This is a genomic window from Alicyclobacillus acidiphilus NBRC 100859 (assembly GCF_001544355.1).
Classification (GTDB): domain Bacteria; phylum Bacillota; class Bacilli; order Alicyclobacillales; family Alicyclobacillaceae; genus Alicyclobacillus; species Alicyclobacillus acidiphilus.
In genome coordinates, this window is the sequence record NZ_BCQI01000035.1 from 15,371 (window position 1) to 32,792 (window position 17,422).

Here is a 17,422-nt window from a genome sequence, read left to right on the forward strand (position 1 = left end):
GTGCTGCCCACCCCACATTCGTCGCAAATCGGCCGATTCAATACACTTCAACCTCCCGTAGTCTCTCATTCACTTGCGTCGCACGAGGGCCAATACGTGCGAAGCAATTCGTTTATTCATGTAATTCTGTAAACTCTTCAATCAAACCAAAGGTCGAATTCTACGCACACGACAATTAGTAAAGGGGTCTGAAAACGCTATCCAAATTTTTAGTAATAATTGACTTGGTTACAAGTATACATGTATACTAGTCGCACTAGCATGATTGGACAAATCATATCGGGGTCACTGTGTGAAAGCCCTTACACAAACAGTATGGGCGACCATCTACAAATCCAGAGGGGGATTGTATTTTGAAGAAAGCGATTACATTGATGGCTGCCGGAGGAGCTGCGATTGGCACTTTAGTGTCAGGCATCGGGGGAACTGCTCAAGCGGCTACGACTTCGGTGACCATCAGCGAACCAGCGATGACCACGTTGGATCCAGGCAATTACTCCAGTCAGATTTTGATTGACGAAGGCACAATCATGGAAGGTCTGTATGGTTACAATCAAAAAAATCAGATTGTTCCAAAGCTTGCGACCGGTTACAAGTTGTCAAATCACAATCTGACGTGGACCTTCACAATTCGAAAGGGAGCCAGATGGTCCAATGGAGATCCGGTTACAGCGAAGGATTTTTATTACTCGTACATGCATCAGTTGGATCCGTCAAATACTGGCGCCGCATTGTGGGCCGGTGTCTTAAATGACGTCGCGAACTCCTATTCTTATCATGCGGGTACGATTCCGTTGTCTCAACTGGGCTTGAAGCTCATCAATGACTACACTTTGCAAATTACTACCACCACGCCAGTGGATCTGCTTCCCTATTTAGTTGAAGCGGGTTCCATGCCTTTGGATCAGAAAATCGTACAGGCTCATTCGGATTGGGCGACCTCTGCGAACTTTCCAAGTGACGGTCCGTACAAGGTTGCGTCCTTCAAGCCGAATGGACAGATTACGCTTGTAAGAAATCCTTATTACGTTGGGGCTCCTGGGCAATTCAATGTGGGTAATGTCGACCAAATTATCATTTTGCCGTCTACCACTGTTCCGGTCGAAGACTTCATGGCTCACAAGGTCGATGTGACGATGCTTACAAACACATCGGATGTGAAGTATGCAAAGACCCACAGCAATCTGTCCGGCGAGTTACACTCGCAGCCGACGGATACGATGTATTCCTTTAGGTACGACAAATCTGTGGTTTCATCCCCCTTGCTGACGAGTCAGAAGCTTCGTCAAGCTATCGCGGAAGCAATTGATAGGGCTCCCATCGCCAACAATGTGCTCAATGGAATGGTTGGTGAGGCGGACACCTTTGCAACCCCAGGGTGGCCAACCGCCAAGTTAGAACATGGATTGCCGTACAATGTGCAGCAGGCCAAGAAATTGTTGGCTGAGGCCGGATATCCGAATGGCAAGGGTCTTCCAACTTTTGATTTGTACTGTGAAGTTCAGTCGTCCGATCCACTCCAGGTTCCAGCGGCGGAAGCACTAGCTCAGGAGCTTAAGGAGGAACTTGGGATAAACTTTAAAATTGTCACTCTTGCCGCCACACAATATGGTGACCTCAGTAGCAATGGCATGATTAAAGGTATACAACCTGGATATTTCATCGGCAATCAGGGCGTTCTGAGAATGGTGCCTGGTCAGCTGGTGATGCAGCAAAATATTGGTCCAGGAACTGTCGCGACTTACGGCTATCCCGAGAGTTTGAACAAGCAAATCTATACTTGGGAAACAACAGCGTACAATCCGGCTGAGGTGAAGCGGTACGGAAATCCGACCAACAAGAATTTGGGAGTCAAATGGAGTGACTGGAAGCTTCTGAATGCTGACGCAGCCAAGGATATCGCGTACTTAAATCACTACTACACCACATTGCCGGCGCAGTACCGCGCGTCTGTTCAACCTTTGGTTCCACTAAAGACGCAGTGGCAAACCGTTCAGAACGCTTGGAAAACGGCGAAGACGGCGAGTGCTAAGCATGCGGCTTGGGTGACCGCTTGGGAGACGCTTGGTTCTCACGAAACGGCAGTCGGGCAGGCCAATCCTCTGGGCTGGAATGAGCAGGTGATTCTTGACAAGGAAACGCCAAAGAGCATTCTCAAAATCCTCGAGGAACAGCAGGCCTACTACGACAACACAAGTCTGCAAAAGGCTGCTCCAGGTGCGGCAAAAATAGCGGACTTGTTGATGGATGAAGGGTGGACTGAGCCTCTCTTCTACACCAACTCAATCTTCCTGGCAAACTCGAACGTCACGGGCGTTGTGTCAAACCCGTTTAACTTGGGTTATTTCCGGAGTCTGCAGTACATGAAGGTGAAATAAGCCTGGTCGATGATATTCGTCGCGAGGCATCCGATAGCTTCTGGTGAGCTTTCGGATGCCTCCCATGAATGATCTTGCCGCACCTCTCCGTCGCCACGATGCATGAAAATGGACGAAATATTAGGCGGGGATGCCTATAGGATTCGAAGTCCGGCAAAGGAGGATGGTTCATCGGATGAGGATAGCGATATTTTTGGTGAAACGATTTGTAGCAATGGTAATTACCGTCGCATCGGTTATTGCCATAGGCTATATTATGATGTTTTACAGCCCAGGGGGATTCTTCAGTGCTTCTGGTGTTGAAAATGCCCTTAGTTCCGTGGCTAGTGAAAATCCACAGTTGTACCAACAAATTATCAATGAATTCAATGCTCGATATGGGTTGAACCTCCCGCTATGGCGACAGATTCTTCTCTATGTTTGGCATTCTCTTACTTTCAACTTTGGATATTCCATGCAAAACCCCAGTGTAAAAATCATCAGCACGTTAAAGTCGTCATTTCCCGTCAGTGCTGAATTGGCGTTTGGTTCTGTCTTGCTCGCGCTTGTAATTGGAATTCCGCTTGGTGTGGTTGCTGCGCTCAAGCAGAATACCTGGATTGATTATGTGATATCGGGCGCGTCGCTCTACGGGCAAGCAGTTCCAGCATTCGTCACGGCGGTGTTATTGGTCTTGCTGTTCGGTGTCGTATGGCAAAATATTCTACCTATCAATGGGTGGGGGCATTTCAATAATGCTATCTTACCCGTGATCGCGCTCGGGATAGGCGCGATAGGGACAGTCACCAAATACATGCGCGTGAGTCTGATTGAAGCCATGCGGCAGGACTATATTCGGACCGCCTATGCCAAAGGGGTCGCATTCCGGCGCATCGTTCTTCGGCACGGCGTTAGAAACGCTCTCACCGCTTTGATTACGGTGGCCGGGCCGATGTTCGCCTTTACGGTGGTCAATACCATTTTTGTTGAGAATGTTTTTGGCATTCCCGGACTCGGGAGTCAGCTTAACACGGCATTTACGAACGACGACTTTCCTTTGGCCATCACCTCGATTTTCATTCTAGGGTCCATGGTTCTCATATCAAATTTGATTGTAGACATCCTGTATTCCGTTTTGGACCCTCGCGTGCGACTTGAATAGGCTCAATTTTATACGGAAAGTTGGGGAGCAGATTGACAACCGTGTCATCCATTGTACAAGGAGCACAGGTTCGGAGAAGGCCGAATTCGCAATCGAAACAGGCATGGAATCGGTTTAAGAAGAACTATTTTGCGGTGTTTGGCCTAGCGTGGGTTGTTCTATTCATCATTGTCGGCATTATCGGTCCTTGGGTTGCGCCATACAGTTATTCCGCGACGGACTTTCTTAATGTTAATCAACCACCTTCGGCTCTCCATATTATGGGGACCGATCAGCTGGGCCACGACTTGTTCAGCGAGATTCTGTACAGTATTCGCTACGCCTTGGAAATCGCGTTCGGGGCCACTTTGGTGAGCTTTTTTATCGGCGTTGCACTAGGTTTGTGGGCTGGCATGAAGGGTGGAATTATCGACACAATCATTATGCGGTTGGTGGATTTCATGATGGCCTTTCCGGCATTCTTTTTTGACCTCATCTTAGTTGTGAAATTTGGACGCGGCATGGGACCGATTCTGTTGGCCATCGGCGTGGTTGGTTGGTCAGGCTATGCGAGATTGATTCGAAGTTTGGTATTGGGTCTTCGACAAGGCGATATGGTCGAGGCGGCCACTTGTCTAGGCGCTTCTCCCCTTAGAGTTGCACGCCTCTATTTGTTGCCCAATGTATTGAGTAGCATGTTAGTTTCTTTAGCTTTTGGCATTCCGAATGATTTGATCGCACAGGCGGGGCTGAGCGTGGTCGGTATGGGGCTGGCTCCGCCGATGCCGAGTTTTGGAAATCTTGTGGCACAGGCTGGTTCAATGGTGCTTGGATATCCTTGGATGATGTACTTTCCAGCAGGGGTATTTGCCCTAACCTTGTTATCCTTCTTATTCGTGGCTGATGGCATGAACGACGCCCTCAATCCAAAGGGAGGATACTAAAGTTGAAAAGGACACAATCTTCGGATGCATTGCTGGAAGTTCAAAATCTTGCCGTGGAGTTTCGTCGCAGCGAGGATATCGTGCACGCTGTGAATGGGATCAGCTTCTCCGTCGAAAGAGGAAAGGTGCTTGGAATCGTCGGTGAGAGCGGTTCCGGGAAGTCCGTCGCCATGATGTCCGTGATTGGGCTTTTGCGCAGCAACGGTACCATCAAGTCAGGCTCCGCTTTATTCGAGGGTAAGGACTTGCTTAGGATGAGTCAGCGACAGCTGCGTCATATTCGTGGTCGTCAAATCGGCGTCATATTTCAGGATCCAATGACCAGTCTCAATCCCTACATGAGGGTTGGCGACCAAATCATGGAGGTCATGTTGGAGCATCACTACGGTACCACGAAACAGGCGTTTGATCGAACGATATCTCTATTGACTGAGTTGGGGATCTCCGAACCCCGCAAGAGGTTTCGCAACTATCCGCATGAATTTTCCGGCGGCATGAGGCAGAGGATCATGATCGCCATGGCGATGGCATGTGAACCTGATTTAATCATTGCGGATGAACCGACTACGGCGTTGGATGCAACCGTGCAGATGCAAATTTTGGATCTCCTGAAGAGAGTGCAGAAACAGAGGAATATGAGTATCGTCATGATTACGCACGATTTTGGCGTGGCCACGAACTTTTGCCATAAGATCTTGGTCCTTTACGCTGGGCAAGTTATGGAAGTGGCAGATACGAGGACGTTCATCAGCAATCCGGCCCATCCATATACGCGCGGGTTGCGCAATTCTGTAATTGAACTGGGTCAGCGTGGAAGAAAGTTGGAGGCAATTCCAGGCATGACGCCAACGCTCACGTCGCCCCCCACCAGTTGCTCCTTCGCGGATCGGTGTCCACTTGTGTCGGATCAGTGTCGGGTGGAGCTGCCGAAACTTCGAGAAATAGGCGAAGGGCACCTGGTGAGTTGCCATCGCGCAGAGGAGGTCATCTCACATGGCTACTGAACTGCTTCAGGTAGAGGATGTCTCAAAGCGATTTCGAGTGCGGGGGCGAACGCTTCATGCCGTGGAGAAAGTATCGTTCAAACTATCCCCTGGAAAGACTCTGGGTCTAGTAGGCGAGAGCGGATCGGGCAAATCAACCTTGGGACGTTTGGCGTTGCGCCTCCTAGGCGTGGACGAAGGTCGAGTGCTCTTTCAGGGAAGAGATATCACGCAGTTGTCCAATAAACAATTGCGCCCTTTGCGCAAAGACATGCAGATGATATTTCAGGACCCTCAAGCCTCGTTGAATGCCCGTATGACGGTGGGTCGAGCCATCGAGGAAGGCTTGATTATCCATGGTATCGGCTCCAAATCGGACCGGAAGGAACGTGTCTACCGGGTGTTGGAGAGAGTGGGACTTCCGTTTGAAGCAAGTTACGCCTACCCGCATGAACTCTCGGGAGGACAGTTGCAGCGCGTAGGGATTGCCCGTGCCTTAGCCGTCGGCCCGAAGTTGGTTGTCTGTGATGAACCAGTCAGTGCGTTGGATGTGTCGATCCAAATCCAGGTGATCAATTTGCTTCAGGAACTGCAACAAGAATTGGGGCTTGCTTATATTTTCATTGCTCACAACTTAGCCGTCGTTGAATACCTGAGTGACGAGATCGCGGTGCTGTATCTCGGGAATGTCGTGGAACAGGCTCCTGCTGAGGAACTGTTTAAGAAGCCGTCTCACCCGTATACCCAGACACTGATGAAATCCGTTCTGAAAATTCCGGAGCCAGGAAGTGAGGAACAGAGCCTGTCTCATATTCAAGGGGAGATTCCGTCGCCATTTTCGCCGCCATCGGGATGTTCATTTCATCCAAGATGCCCGTTTGCTGAAGATATCTGCAAACGGAAGAAGCCGGAACCCCACATGGTTGGCACGGGACATTTGGTGGCTTGTCACTTGGCGAACTAAGTGATCCACATGCGCCGTCACGCTGGAATGGTAAAACGCGACTATGGTTGGTCCAGCGAGGCGACGCGTGATACCGCGATCTGGGAATTGGAGCGTACAGTGACGTTACGTTCTGTCCGCTCTTGACAGATGAACTCACGGATTATCTTGTCCTTATACGAAATGGATGACCATCCGGATGAGTGAGTCAAGTATGCATTGGGGGCCAGTTGACCATGAACACAAAAGTACGATTCAACGATGGCTGGGTATTTGCCAAAAGCGGCCTGGACACGACGGACGTCTCCGGGCTCGCCTTTGAACCTGTAGACATTCCCCACGATTGGCTGATCTACGATACCCTGAACCTTTATGAAAATAGCATCGGTTGGTATCGAAAGAAATTCTCCGCTCCCCGTGAATGCAGACGGCTCTTCCTCTGTTTTGACGGTGTCTATATGGATTCTTCCATCTATGTGAATCAACGTCTGGTCGGAGAATGGAAGTACGGTTATTCCTCGTTCGAATTGGAAATCACGGACGCGATCGTGGACGGGGAAAACGAAATTCTGGTGAAAGTAGTGTATCAGTCACCGAACAGCAGATGGTATTCCGGGGCGGGCATATACCGGAACGTATGGTTGTGCGCAAGAGACGACAGCTACATCGTCACGAACGGCATCTATATTTCGACCGAGCAGAAGCATGATGGGTGGAAAGTTGAGATCGACACCGACATGGTTCTCTGTGAAGCGGTCGAGGTCACACATACACTGACGTATGACGGCGGAATTGTGGCGACGGCTGCTGATCGAATCACAACATCTGGCGAGTGCACGAATCGGCAGACGCTGTTTGTACCGTCTCCTTTATCTTGGAGTCCTGATGCTCCGAACCTGTATCGGCTTGAGACCAAACTGGTTCGATCGCGACACGAGCATGGAGAATCCACGAGCGAAGAATTCGAGAGGGTGTGTCACCGCATTGGTTTTCGGAATATTTTCTTTGATTCTCAACAGGGACTCATCGTCAATGGAAAGAAGACGAAGCTCAATGGTGTTTGTGAACATCACGATTTAGGGGCTTTGGGTTCCGCGTTTAACAAGGAAGCGTTGAGAAGGCGTTTTGAAATCTTGAAGGAAATGGGAGTCAACGCGATCCGCACTGCCCACAACATGCCAGCGGTTGAACTTATGGATTTGGCGGACGAGATGGGGCTGTTTGTTGTCTCGGAAGCGTTTGACATGTGGGAGAGATCAAAGACCCCATATGATTACGGCAGATTCTTTCGAGAATGGGCCGAGATCGATATCAAGAGCTGGGTGACGCGGGATCGAAATCATCCAAGTCTATTGATGTGGAGCATTGGAAATGAAATCTATGATACACATGCCGACGAGCGTGGCCAGGAAATCACGAAAATGTTGATGGACTGCGTGCGCCGATACGATCCCAAGAAAAACGCGGCGGTGACCCTTGCGTCCAATTACATGCCGTGGGAGAATGCACAACGATGTGCCGATATCGTGGAGGTTGTTGGGTACAATTATGCGGAAAAATACTATCGACAGCATCATGAAGAACATCCAAATTGGGTGATTTATGGGAGCGAAACGGGAGCGATTGTTCAGAGCAGAGGAATCTACCATTTCCCTTATGATCAACCCATACTAGCCGATGATGATGAGCAATGCTCCGCGCTGGGCAACAGTCCGACAAGTTGGGGCGCAAGGTCATCCGAAGCTTGCATTCTGGCTGAGCGCGACACGCCGTTCTCGCTCGGGCAGTTCATATGGTCTGGCTTTGATTATCTCGGAGAACCAACACCTTATCATACAAAAAATTCTTATTTTGGCCAGATAGACACGGCAACGTTTAAGAAAGACTCGTACTACATCTACCAAAGCGCGTGGACAGATTATAAGACGAATCCAATGGTACATATTTTTCCGTATTGGGATTTCAACCCCGGACAGATCGTTGATGTTCGAGTGTACTCCAACGCGCCCAAGATCGAGCTTCAATTGAACGGTCGCGTGATAGGAAGCCAAGAGATCGACCATCTCCATGGCACCCAATTGGTCGGCTGGTGGAAGGTGCCCTACGAACCTGGCGAATTGCGGGCCTTGGCCTACGACGAGTCCGGTGACTTGATTGCGACGGATGTTCGGAAATCATTTGGCGACGCGCAAATGATAGACCTAAACTTTCATAAGAAGGAAATATTGGCGAATGGTCTCGATCTCGCCTTTTTAGAGATTTCGATGCTGGATGAATGCGGAAATCCGGTCGAGAATGCATGCAATCGGGTGCGTGTCGATGTTCAGGGACCAGGTCGTCTGATTGGTCTCGATAACGGTGATAGTACGGACTATGACCAATACAAGGGGCTGAGCAGGCGGTTATTCGGAGGCAAGTTGATGGCTGTCATCGGATCGACATTGGAACCGGGGAAAGTTCGGGTGACGGTGTCCTCCATCGGGATGAAGAGCCAAATTGCCGAACTGGTGTCTCTGCCTGTCGAACCTTCAGCGGTAGTAGGTGTTTCTGCGCAAACCAGAAATCAGGAAACGAAGTGCGTGCTTGGAAACAGCGGAGAGATCCCGGTACGTAAAATTGAAATCACAAGTCCATCGGGGCAGGTGTTCGGCCCTTTACAGAGGGAGAGGATGGCCGTCGCACGCTTGTATCCCGAGAACGCTTCCTATCAGGATGTCGAATGGTCTGTTGTCAACGATACCGGTGTCACCACGCATCTCGCCAAAGTTGAACCGATGGGACTAACAGCGAAAGTGATCGCGTTGGGGGACGGGAAGTTTCGTCTACGTTGCATGAGTAAGAATGGTTCCAATAAACCAAGGTTGATATCCGAATTGGAATTTCGGGCGGAGGGTCTCGGGACGCTCTATAAAGATCCGTATCGCTTTATCTCCGCCAGTTTGTACGATTTCAGCCGGGGAGAGGTGACCAGCGGCAACGAGCGTGGTATCGCGACGAGTCGCGACGGTGAGACTCAGGTCGGTTTTCGCGATCTCGATTTTGGCCCGTATGGTTCCGACACGATTACGATCCCGATTTTCGCGTTGTCAAGCGATCCCTACCCCATCGAAATATGGGAAGGCATGCCGGGACACGATGGAAGCCAGTTGCTGGCGGAAGTCGTCTATCAGAAGAAGTCGATTTGGAACGTGTATCAAGAAGAAACTTATAGATTGCCAAGACGACTCACCGGCATTACATCCATTTGCTTCGTCCTTCGTCAGAAGGTGCACATCAAGGGATTCTCATTTGCGAAGCAGAATAGAGCCTTCCAGCGGAATCCTGCCGCGGAATGCGACCGGATCTATGGAGACGCGTTCAAAATCGCCGATGATCGCGTGGAGGGCATCGGAAATAATGTGTCACTCGAGTTCGACTGCATGGATTTTACGGACGATGGCGCGACGAAGCTGGTTATTTGCGGACGCTCTCCGATTGAGAAAAACACAATCCATATTCGTTTTGAAGGAGACGGTGCCGACATTCGCCAGCTTGCAGAATTTGCACAGTCCGCAGGCTATGTCGAACGGAAATTCGAACTGAACAGGGTAGCCGGATTGAAAAAGGTGACTTTTATCTTCCTGCCTGGGAGCAATTTTGATTTTGCCTGGTTTCGTTTCGAAAGATAGCCGCGTGAAGATGAATTGCCTGAGCCCATTCAACAAGATTCGATTGAAGCGCACGCGTTTGGTTCGATTCACCCGGACAGGTGTCCGTGACGGACTGGGCATAGAGTACCGACAAAAATTTGCGGCTGTTCGTGGGTACCAGCAACAGAAAGCCTTTGCCTTGTGAATTCACGCCATAGGTCAGTTTTATCCGCAAAATTTGTATGTAAGGAATTTTTACGCAACTTATTGTCAAAGAAAAATGTGTGATTTATGATTATTTCTAATATTCTTGGTCGACCGTCGACCTTGAAGGTGAACATTGGTTGCGTTAGAAGTCATCGACTTCGTGGATAAACGGACGCGGAGAGGGGGAGCCAGTCTGAAACCAATCGAAAGAGCCGCCTTGCTCGTCTTTCAGGTATACGACTATTTGAAGGATGCTATATTGACTGGCAAGCTAGCGCCAGGAGAGCGGGTTGTGGAGCGGAAATTGGCAGAGCAATTGCAGGTGAGTCGAAGTCCGGTGCGCGAGGCAATTCGCCTGCTGATCACGGAACACTTGCTCGTGGAGCGCGATGGGGTTGCCGTGTTCCAACCGACGTTGGAAGATTTCAACGAAATTTACGAACTGCGTTTAGCCATTGAACCAATGGCTGCCCGGAATGCGGCGAAGAGTATTACGCCAGCGACGATTCAGGTCCTGCAAATGAACTGGGAAGATACCAAACGTAGGCTCGAGGTTGGGGACACAAGCCGCATTGTGGATTTGAACCAGGAATTTCACAGGACTATCTGGAGTTGTTCGAAGAACAGCAGATTTTGTCGAATCATGGACACCGTGTCCGCAGTGACCCAGTATTATTGGATTCGTGTTCTGAATATTGTTCAAACTCAGACAAATATTGTGCAGGAGCACGCTGACATCCTGTCGGCCATCGTGCAGGGGGATGAGAGCCGTGCGTACGATGCAATGTTTCATCACATTTCGAGAGATATGACGGTGATCAACGAGTTGAGAGAGGTGCCTAGCGTACTAACAGACCACATCGCGGCGGATAGCCGTGATGGACGAAGCAGGGGGAGAGACACATGAAAAGAACCAGTCCAACACTGGCATTGGCAGCAGCATTCGTAGCAATAGGTACTCTGGGTGTTCTTGGAACGACATCGACTCCATTTGGCAATACGACAGGCCACAATACGGCGACATCGACGGAAGCTGCGTCCGTATCCGGAAGTTCCACATTGACCGTTGGTTTACAGGCTGATCCGGTGACGCTGGATCCATCTTTGTCGACAGCGTTGGTGGATCGTCAAGTGATGATGAACATCTATGACACACTGTTCGCCATTACGCCAAAGGGTCAAATTGTGCCTGATCTGGTTAAGTCGTATACAATTTCGAAAGACAAACTGACGTACACATTCGTCCTCCACACAGGTATCAAGTTTCAAGACGGGACACCGTTCAATGCCGAGGCCGTGAAATTTAATTTGGATCGCGATATGGCGAAGGTTTCTGCTCGCTCGTCGGAGTTGAGCTCAGTGAAATCGGTGTCGGTTTTGAATTCCGACACAGTCGTGATTCACTTGAAGCAGCCGTATGCTCCGTTACTGGGCGTCTTGACCGATCGCGCTGGCATGATGGTTTCACCAACGGCGGTTAAAAAGGAAGGTTCTAATTATCAAAATCACCCGGTTGGCACTGGCCCCTACGCGTTTCAGAGTCAAGTCGTAGGAGATTATATTACGCTAGTTTCCAATAAGTCTTATTGGAAGGGAAGGCCGAAAATTCAGACGGTAACCTTCAAAGCGTTTACGGATCCAAATGTTGAATTGACAAACTTGGAGAATGGTTCTATTCAACTGTCGGACCAGGTTCCGGCGCAACAGCTGTCGTCGCTTGAGCACAATTCGAACTACGTCGTATCCAATACGCCTGGACTCGGTTATCAAGGTTTCTATTTGAATACCACAAAGGCGCCTTTCAACAACAGGTACCTCCGTGAGGCGGTGGATGCAGCCATCAATCGCAGCACGATTGTAAATGTGGCATTTAATGGGGAGGCCTCTCCATCATGGGGACCGTTCAGCCCTGAATCGCCGGTATACAACAAGCAACTGGATACGCCGCCGCCGCCAAATCCGACACTTGTTAAGAAACTGCTCAAGGAGGGAGGAAAGCCGAACGGATTCTCATTCACCTTCCAGACAACGAATTCTCCGATCACTGCTGAAGTTGCGCAAATGATTCAAAGCATGTTGGCTCCTTTCCATATCACTATGAAGATTCAGCAGTTGGAATTCGGCACACTTCTGTCGAACAACACAAATCATGCATTCCAAGCGTCGGCACTCGGCTGGTCCGGACGCATCGATCCGGACGGTAACGTGTACTCGTTCTGGTATACGGGGGCACCGAATAACGGCTCGAACTTCAGCGATCCGGTGGTAGACAAATTGTTGAACCAAGCCCGTGTCATACCGAGCATGTCCGCGCGCGCGAAGGTTTACGACGAATTCATGACCGAGATGCACAAACAAGATCCGTATATATTCCTGTATTTTCCGAATAACACGTACGCCTACACGAAGAACTTGCGTGGATTTCAATCGTACCCGGACGGTGTCTTCCGCATCTACCAAATGTCACTCTCTTAAGCCACAGCCATCTCACGAAGGTTGCCACACCGCGTCCAAAGCGGGTGTGGCAACCGATCCCCGTTCTCAGTCAAGCAAGGAGGATACAGCATGGCGTATATTCTTAAGCGATTGTTGACGATGATTCCCGTGCTCTTGTTCCTCAGCATCATGGTGTTCAGCTTCATTCACCTCATTCCAGGCGATCCCGCCGAAATCATTCTCGGTCAAGATGCGACCCCCGCGGCACTAGCGGCTTTGCGCGCCCAATTGGGGCTCAATCTCCCGCTGGACGTGCAATATATACACTGGATGGCACGCTTGTTGCATGGAAATCTTGGTACGTCTTTGGTTAATCACGAACCAGTTTCCTTGTTAATTATGCAGCGCCTTCCGGTCACGGTCGAACTGGCGATTGGCACTATCATTATTGCTTTACTAATTGCATTTCCAATGGGTGTTCTTGCAGTTGTTTATAAAGGAAAGTTTGCTGATTTCGCCGCTCTGTTCACGTCCACCATCGGACTCTCCGTCCCGCCGTTCTGGGTTGGAATCATTTTTCTGCTGCTGTTCACCGTGAAGATTCACCTCTTTCCATCGTCCAGTTATGTTCCGATCTGGCAAAATCCGTTGCAAAACTTGTCAGCAATGATCCTTCCCATGGTTGCCACCGGGCTCCGAGAAGCCGCCGTTCTTCTGAGGATGCTCAGGTCCACCATGCTGGAGGTCGTCGCTCAAGACTTTATCCGAACGGCGCGAGCGAAAGGTCTTCGAGCAGGACTCGTGATATTGAAACACGCGTTGCCCAACGCATTGATTCCAGTCATCACAACAGGAGGTTTGCAGATCGCGGGGTTACTTGGAGGACTCGTCATCACGGAGCAAATTTTCTCATTGCCCGGCTTCGGTCAACTCCTCGTGCAGAGTGTGTTCAGCCGCGATTATACCACCGTCCAAGGAGCCGCCATGGTCGCCGCGCTGATCGTCGTCGTTGTCAACTTACTAGTCGATCTTGTCTACGGTCTCGCGGACCCGCGCATTAGAGTTGAGGGGGGAAGAACCTAATGGCCGTTGCACCAATCATGCACAACACCTCGGGATCGGTTGAGTCCACGGCGGCCAAGCGGCCCTTTCGTTTCCGGAACCGCGCATTATGGATAGGCGGGTTTATCGTTGGCATTGTCATCTTCGTCGCTCTCTTTGCACCCTGGCTTTGTCCGTATGATCCGAACGGCACCGACTTCAGCAGCACTCTTCAACCCCCAACGTGGCACCACCTGTTCGGCACAGACCAACTCGGGCGCGATCAACTCTCCCGGACAATGATTGGTGCCCGTACTTCGATGGAAGTTTCGGTCGGCGCCCTAGTGGTCAGCCTCGTCATCGGCGTGCCGATTGGCCTTGTCTCAGGCTATTACCGCGGCATTGTCGATGACTGGTTTATCATGCGTATCATCGACGCGCTGCAGGCCTTTCCGTTTTTGATTTTAGCCTTGGTCCTCGCAGCGATGCTGGGTCCAGGGGCCAGAAATTCGATGATTGCGATAGGAATTGGCTTCATTCCGACTTTCGTTCGAACAGTTCGCGGCCAAGTGATCGCTGAACTGGAGAAGGAGTACGTCGTGTCCGCGCGTGCTATCGGTGCAAGGGATTGGCGCATTATGTGGGACCACATTCTCCCCAATACGGTAACGCCGCTCATCGTGCAAGCTACGATGGTGATGGCGTCCGGCATCGTTGCGGAGGCCAGTCTCAGCTACCTCGGTCTCAGTGTACAGCCGCCAGTTGCGAGTTGGGGGACGATGTTGGAAGACGCTCAGGGATATATGAGCATGGCCCCTTGGTTGGCCGTCGTACCCGGCGTTGCGATCGCGATCGCCGTCCTCGGCTTCAACCTTCTCGGTGACGGTTTGCAACGTTGGTTCGATCCTCGGAGTCGAACCACCAGTTGACAGTGACGGAGGTGTAATGATAATGAGACTCTGTTTGTTGATATGCAGAAACCATCAACAGTGGAGCTTGGTCAAGGATACAAAATGTTCTGGAGTGTTGGTTGAGTGATTGCTGAGTGATTGCGCGCGGCCAGATAGCCTGCCAACAGAAGAGAGCAACCATCTCATAAGGAATGGTTGCTCTTGATTTTGGTGCGCCCAGGAGGACTTGAACCTCCGACCTCACGATTATCAGTCGTGCGCTCTAGCCAGCTGAGCTATGGGCGCTTATAGTGGCGGAACTGACGGGATTCGAACCCGCGGTCTCCTGCGTGACAGGCAGGCATGTTAGGCCTCTACACCACAGTTCCTCATGGCGGAGTGAGAGGGATTCGAACCCTCGATACGGCTTTTGACCGTATACTCGCTTAGCAGGCGAGCGCCTTCGACCTACTCGGCCATCACTCCACAATATGGATGGTGACCCTAAGGGGATTCGAACCCCTATTACCGCCGTGAGAGGGCGGCGTCCTAACCATTAGACGATAGGGCCGGGCTGCCGAAGGGACCGCTCGCCAAGCGATCCCGACAGAATGGTGCGACCGACAGGAATTGAACCTGTGACCCCCACCGTGTCAAGGTGGTGCTCTCCCCCTGAGCTACGATCGCATGATGGAGCGGGTGAAGGGAATCGAACCCTCGCTCTCAGCTTGGGAAGCTGACGTTCTGCCATTAAACTACACCCGCACAAAGGGCGTGTAGCTTTCGCATGCGGGGTTCAACGCCCTGTTCAAGCGAGACCCCATGTATCATGCGAATCTGGAGCGGAAGACGGGATTCGAACCCGCGACCCTCGCCTTGGCAAGGCGATGCTCTACCCCTGAGCCACTTCCGCACGAAGATGCTTAACCATACTACAAGCTATCATGCCACACTGTCAAGTGGGAAAAATAGCTGGTGACCCCAGCGGGATTCGAACCCGCGTTACCGCCGTGAAAGGGCGGTGTCTTAACCGCTTGACCATGGGGCCAATGGAGCTCCCAACCAGGCTTGAACTGGTGACCTCATCCTTACCATGGATGCGCTCTGCCAACTGAGCTATGGGAGCGGACAAAGTAAATGGCCAACAGGACTTGTCCAGTCGCGTGACCATGTAATTCCTTGCTATGGCTCCCCGAGTAGGATTCGAACCTACGACCCTCCGGTTAACAGCCGGATGCTCTACCGCTGAGCTATCGAGGAACGGTGGTGGAGGTAGACGGATTCGAACCGACGACCCCCTGCTTGCAAGGCAGGTGCTCTCCCAGCTGAGCTATACCCCCACGATGGTCCCGGAGGCCGGACTCGAACCGGCACGGTTTCCCGCACGATTTTGAGTCGTGTGCGTCTGCCAATTCCGCCACTCCGGGACATGTTGAACAAGGTGTTGCTGGTCGGAGCAGCGGGATTCGAACCCACGACCTCCTGCTCCCAAGGCAGGCGCGCTACCAAGCTGCGCTATGCTCCGTTAGAAAACTGGCGTGCCCTGAGAGATTCGAACTCCCGACCTTTTGATTCGTAGTCAAACGCTCTATCCAGCTGAGCTAAGGGCACTTAGATGGCTGGGGAAGAAGGATTCGAACCTTCGCATGACGGTACCAAAAACCGTTGCCTTACCGCTTGGCTATTCCCCAACAAGACACCCGACGAGACTCACTGGTCCGCCGAAGCCATCTTATGGAGCCACCTGTCGGATTCGAACCGACGACCTGCTCATTACGAGTGAGCCGCTCTACCCCTGAGCCAAGGTGGCAGATGGTGAGCCATGCTGGATTCGAACCAGCGACACCCTGATTAAAAGTCAGGTGCTCTACCGACTGAGCTAATGGCTCATGCTCGCCCTTCAACAATGGGCATTCGATAATCTAACATGGTGGAGACACTAAGTCAAGTGTCACCTCGCCTAAATCACATCCGCTTTCGGCGGTTGAAGAAACACTTCAACTAATAGGTGGATAACATGCCCATGTATCGCTTTCGCTGTATTGGTTCAACAGATGTCGATCACGATGTCCCCTGTCCTCCAGAACCATGGTACTCAGATCTCTGGAATGTCGCCCTTACTTGAAAAAGATACGCAGACGCTCTGTCTTTTGTACGATCACCTGTGAGGAACGGACGCGATTCGGTGGAGCAACGATAAATCATCATGAGTCATCTTCTTCAGTCAAGATGAATCGATTCAAGCTTCAACCGAAGCGGAGCATAGTAAGACATGCCCTCAGGGCTTCTGGCGATCAAACGAAAAAGATTGGGTAGCGAAAATTTCTCGAAAAAATACATTGACGGAGATTCAAACCCGTGATATTCTGTAACACGTCGCCTCGACGGCAACGTCCTTTACGGACGCTCCCGAGTCTTGAATAAGACTACGAGAGGTTGAGGTTGATGATAAGTTGAATCAGCAGTCAAAACTTTGACAAAGAGTCGCGAGGAGTTCAAGGCGCGAGTTGGAGCGGCGAATGGAGCGTACACAGAGTACGTGACTGAGTCGCGACGACGAAGCAACGCAGAAGGCCGAAGCGAATCTGCGGTCAAAGATGGTTCCTTGAAAACTAAACACACACCACGCCAGAGATACCAGTCTTGCGAAAGCGAGACGATGTTCGAGAGAACACATTGATTGAGAGTTTGATCCTGGCTCAGGACGAACGCTGGCGGCGTGCCTAATACATGCAAGTCGAGCGAACCCTTCGGGGTGAGCGGCGGACGGGTGAGTAACACGTGGGCAATCTGCCTATCAGACTGGAATAACACTCGGAAACGGGTGCTAATGCCGGATAGTTCAAGGGGA

The 17,422-nt window shown here is 51.0% G+C and carries 10 protein-coding genes, 17 tRNA genes and 1 rRNA gene; 11 read left to right on the top strand and 17 right to left on the bottom strand.

The window, feature by feature from the left end:
• The first annotated feature begins 353 nt into the window (after positions 1–353).
• From AAC01S_RS12275 to AAC01S_RS12320, 10 genes are all read left to right on the top strand, one after another.
• On the top strand, positions 354–2,378 hold the full coding sequence (locus AAC01S_RS12275) for a peptide ABC transporter substrate-binding protein (protein ID WP_067622690.1): 2,025 nt from the start codon (positions 354–356) through the stop codon (positions 2,376–2,378).
• Positions 2,379–2,553: 175 nt separating this feature from the next.
• On the top strand, positions 2,554–3,519 hold the full coding sequence (locus AAC01S_RS12280) for an ABC transporter permease (RefSeq protein ID WP_067622693.1): 966 nt from the start codon (positions 2,554–2,556) through the stop codon (positions 3,517–3,519).
• Between the two features lie 41 nt (positions 3,520–3,560).
• On the top strand, positions 3,561–4,442 hold the full coding sequence (locus tag AAC01S_RS12285) for an ABC transporter permease (protein WP_067622717.1): 882 nt from the start codon (positions 3,561–3,563) through the stop codon (positions 4,440–4,442).
• A gap of 2 nt (positions 4,443–4,444) precedes the next feature.
• Positions 4,445–5,446, top strand: coding sequence for an ABC transporter ATP-binding protein (locus tag AAC01S_RS12290; RefSeq protein WP_157071161.1), 1,002 nt, complete (start codon positions 4,445–4,447; stop codon positions 5,444–5,446).
• The gene (locus tag AAC01S_RS12295) at positions 5,436–6,389 is read left to right on the top strand and encodes an ABC transporter ATP-binding protein (protein ID WP_067622694.1); all 954 of its coding nucleotides are present in this window, start codon (positions 5,436–5,438) and stop codon (positions 6,387–6,389) included. The genes AAC01S_RS12290 and AAC01S_RS12295 overlap by 11 nt, the downstream gene beginning before the upstream one ends.
• Positions 6,390–6,604: 215 nt before the next feature.
• Complete coding sequence (locus AAC01S_RS12300) at positions 6,605–10,036, top strand: glycoside hydrolase family 2 TIM barrel-domain containing protein (protein ID WP_067622697.1); 3,432 nt, start codon at positions 6,605–6,607, stop codon at positions 10,034–10,036.
• 301 nt (positions 10,037–10,337) lie between these two features.
• Positions 10,338–11,111, top strand: a complete 774-nt coding sequence (locus tag AAC01S_RS12305; protein WP_067622700.1) for a GntR family transcriptional regulator — start codon at positions 10,338–10,340, stop codon at positions 11,109–11,111.
• Positions 11,108–12,679 (top strand): ABC transporter substrate-binding protein, encoded by a 1,572-nt coding sequence (locus AAC01S_RS12310; protein WP_067622702.1) that lies wholly within the window; start codon positions 11,108–11,110, stop codon positions 12,677–12,679. Before AAC01S_RS12305 ends, AAC01S_RS12310 begins: the two co-directional genes overlap by 4 nt.
• Before the next feature lie 90 nt (positions 12,680–12,769).
• A complete protein-coding gene (locus tag AAC01S_RS12315; protein WP_067622705.1) occupies positions 12,770–13,723 on the top strand; it encodes an ABC transporter permease in 954 nt (317 codons plus the stop codon).
• Positions 13,723–14,610 (top strand): ABC transporter permease, encoded by an 888-nt coding sequence (locus tag AAC01S_RS12320; RefSeq protein ID WP_083511755.1) that lies wholly within the window; start codon positions 13,723–13,725, stop codon positions 14,608–14,610. Before AAC01S_RS12315 ends, AAC01S_RS12320 begins: the two co-directional genes overlap by 1 nt.
• A gap of 190 nt (positions 14,611–14,800) precedes the next feature.
• On the opposite strand, the gene AAC01S_RS12325 is transcribed toward AAC01S_RS12320, so the two are convergent.
• The 17 genes from AAC01S_RS12325 to AAC01S_RS12405 form a co-directional block, all read right to left on the bottom strand.
• Positions 14,801–14,877, bottom strand: a tRNA-Ile gene (locus tag AAC01S_RS12325).
• A 6-nt stretch (positions 14,878–14,883) separates the two neighbouring features.
• Positions 14,884–14,960: transfer RNA gene (locus tag AAC01S_RS12330), tRNA-Asp, on the bottom strand.
• Between the two features lie 3 nt (positions 14,961–14,963).
• Positions 14,964–15,057: transfer RNA gene (locus AAC01S_RS12335), tRNA-Ser, on the bottom strand.
• Positions 15,058–15,067: 10 nt separating this feature from the next.
• Positions 15,068–15,142 (bottom strand) — tRNA-Glu (locus tag AAC01S_RS12340).
• A 41-nt stretch (positions 15,143–15,183) separates the two neighbouring features.
• Positions 15,184–15,258: transfer RNA gene (locus AAC01S_RS12345), tRNA-Val, on the bottom strand.
• Between the two features lie 4 nt (positions 15,259–15,262).
• Positions 15,263–15,336, bottom strand: a tRNA-Gly gene (locus tag AAC01S_RS12350).
• Positions 15,337–15,409: 73 nt separating this feature from the next.
• Positions 15,410–15,484, bottom strand: a tRNA-Gly gene (locus AAC01S_RS12355).
• A 60-nt stretch (positions 15,485–15,544) separates the two neighbouring features.
• Positions 15,545–15,619: transfer RNA gene (locus AAC01S_RS12360), tRNA-Glu, on the bottom strand.
• Between the two features lie 2 nt (positions 15,620–15,621).
• Positions 15,622–15,697 (bottom strand) — tRNA-Thr (locus tag AAC01S_RS12365).
• 59 nt (positions 15,698–15,756) lie between these two features.
• Positions 15,757–15,831 (bottom strand) — tRNA-Asn (locus tag AAC01S_RS12370).
• A gap of 4 nt (positions 15,832–15,835) precedes the next feature.
• Positions 15,836–15,911 (bottom strand) — tRNA-Ala (locus AAC01S_RS12375).
• 4 nt (positions 15,912–15,915) lie between these two features.
• Positions 15,916–15,998 (bottom strand) — tRNA-Leu (locus AAC01S_RS12380).
• A gap of 21 nt (positions 15,999–16,019) precedes the next feature.
• Positions 16,020–16,096, bottom strand: a tRNA-Pro gene (locus AAC01S_RS12385).
• A 9-nt stretch (positions 16,097–16,105) separates the two neighbouring features.
• A tRNA-Arg gene (locus AAC01S_RS12390) sits at positions 16,106–16,182 on the bottom strand.
• 5 nt (positions 16,183–16,187) lie between these two features.
• Positions 16,188–16,262, bottom strand: a tRNA-Gln gene (locus AAC01S_RS12395).
• A gap of 44 nt (positions 16,263–16,306) precedes the next feature.
• Positions 16,307–16,381 (bottom strand) — tRNA-Thr (locus AAC01S_RS12400).
• Positions 16,382–16,384: 3 nt separating this feature from the next.
• A tRNA-Lys gene (locus tag AAC01S_RS12405) sits at positions 16,385–16,460 on the bottom strand.
• A gap of 787 nt (positions 16,461–17,247) precedes the next feature.
• Here AAC01S_RS12405 and AAC01S_RS12410 point away from each other — a divergent pair.
• A 16S ribosomal RNA gene (locus AAC01S_RS12410) occupies positions 17,248–17,422 on the top strand; the annotation flags it as partial.